The organism is Oribacterium sp. (assembly GCF_057249185.1).
Genome location: NZ_DBHIGR010000261.1, coordinates 1 through 1781 on the forward strand (window position 1 = coordinate 1; position 1781 = coordinate 1781).

Sequence of the window (1781 nt, forward strand, 5' to 3'; positions counted from 1 at the left end):
TTTTTCTTCAGGGAATAAATCCTTCCTATAGGAAGAAGCAGCAAAAATCGACTCATCTGCTGTAGCTTCCGAAACTTCTTTCAAAGCAGCTTCCCCGGCATCTATCGCCGTTACTTCCGGGGTATCTACTACGGTTTCCGGAGAATCAGTCCCTGCTTCCGGAGAATCTGTCTCTGCTTCCGGAGAATCTTCCTCCGCATCCTCCATGCCGTAAAATCCCAGACTTGCTCTTTTCTTCCTTGCCAAACGGGATTTGCCCCGGAACAGGAGCTTTTGCCATTCTTCCTCTAAGCTACTCAAAAGATTGCCGGAAAAGAGGATGGCTACAAGAAGAAGAAAAATGTTGCTCTTTGCAATCAGCAGGGTTTTTCCGTCCACTAAAGCCAGGCTCTTCGGCAAGGTATGAAGCCAAAGGATATTTTTCAGGCTTTGGAAATCGGAAAAGCGGAAAAGAATCCAGGAAAAATACAAAACCACCAGAGTATAAACATGCTGTAAGCATCTCAGAACAAAGGAAAAATTTCCACCTTCGGATTTGTGAATTCTTTTCCACAGTTTCTTACAGCAAAGTTCCAGCAGGATAAAAACAAAGAAATACAGTCCCCAAAGAATGAAATTTGCCGTGGAGCCGTGCCAGATTCCGGTTAAAATCCAAATCAAAAGCAGGTTTCTCACCTGCAAAGGAAAGGGAACGCGATTCCCCCCCAGGGGAATATAAACATAGTCCCGGAAAAACATGGATAAGGAAATATGCCAGCGTCTCCAGAAGTCTCGAATGGAACGGGCGCTATAGGGTGCCTGAAAGTTTTCCGGAAGGGTAAAGCCGCAGATTTCCCCGATTCCTATAGCCATATCCGTATAGGCGGAAAAATCCAAAAAAATCTGCAGCATATAGGAAATACCGGAAAGGAATACAGCCAGAAAGGAAAAGGATGGAGAAGAAGACTGTAGCATAGAAGCATTTTTCAGACTGTCCAGGCTAAGAACTTCTACAGAAAGGGAGCCCAGCGCATCCGCCAAAGCCAGCTTTTTCCAAAGGCCGAAGGTAAAACGGAACAGGCCATGGGAAAAGGCTTCATAGGAAAATGCACGATTTTTGATTTCTTCCCGCATTTCCGAATAACGAAGAATCGGCCCCTGAGAAAGCACCGGGAAGGCAAAGGCGAAAAGAGAAAAGGAAAAAATGTCCTGCTCCGCCTCCTTTCCCTGATAGCAATCGTAAAGGTAGGCAATAAAACGGAAGCTGTAAAAGGAGATGCCAAAGGGCATCCAGCCCTTTACCATTTTCGGCAGGAAGGGCAGAGCTGCACTGTACTTAAAAAAAGCCAGAGGCAGGATAATGCCCGCTAAGGATAGGAAAAATATTTTTTTCTTTTTTTCTTCTGCAACCTGTCCCAAAGCTTTTCCCATAAAAAAAGCAAAAAGGGTAAAGACGCAAAGAAAGGCTACTGCCAAGAGTCCCTGAAAAAGCAAGAAGAAGCAAGATGCCAGGAAAAACACCGCATTTTTCCAAGCAAGTTCCTTCTTCCCGAAATACAAAAGCAAAAACAGGGGGAGAAATCCCGCCACAAAGATCATTTGCGAAAACTGCATATTGCAAACCTTTCCCTTGTCAATTTTCTAAAAATCCGTTATACTCATTAGGCTTCGGGGGCGATGAAGCTTGGGCCCCACGCAATGGGAGATACCGAACCGTGTCAGGATGGGAACATAGCAGCACTAAGGTAAACCTTTCATGTGCCGTGGGTTATCCTGGGTGGAGTTCCCGAAGTTTTTTATTT

1 protein-coding gene and 1 other RNA gene are annotated in these 1781 nt (G+C 45.1%); one reads left to right on the plus strand and one right to left on the minus strand.

Annotated elements, in window-relative coordinates:
• Positions 1-1593, minus strand: a 1593-nt coding sequence (locus tag ACO4PX_RS10190) for an MBOAT family O-acyltransferase (RefSeq protein WP_485572607.1), incomplete at its 3' end; no start/stop codon positions are given.
• 68 nt (positions 1594-1661) lie between these two features.
• Between ACO4PX_RS10190 and ffs the strand changes: the two genes are divergently transcribed.
• An RNA gene (gene ffs / locus ACO4PX_RS10195) (signal recognition particle sRNA small type) lies at positions 1662-1761 on the plus strand.
• The last annotated feature ends 20 nt before the right edge of the window (positions 1762-1781 follow it).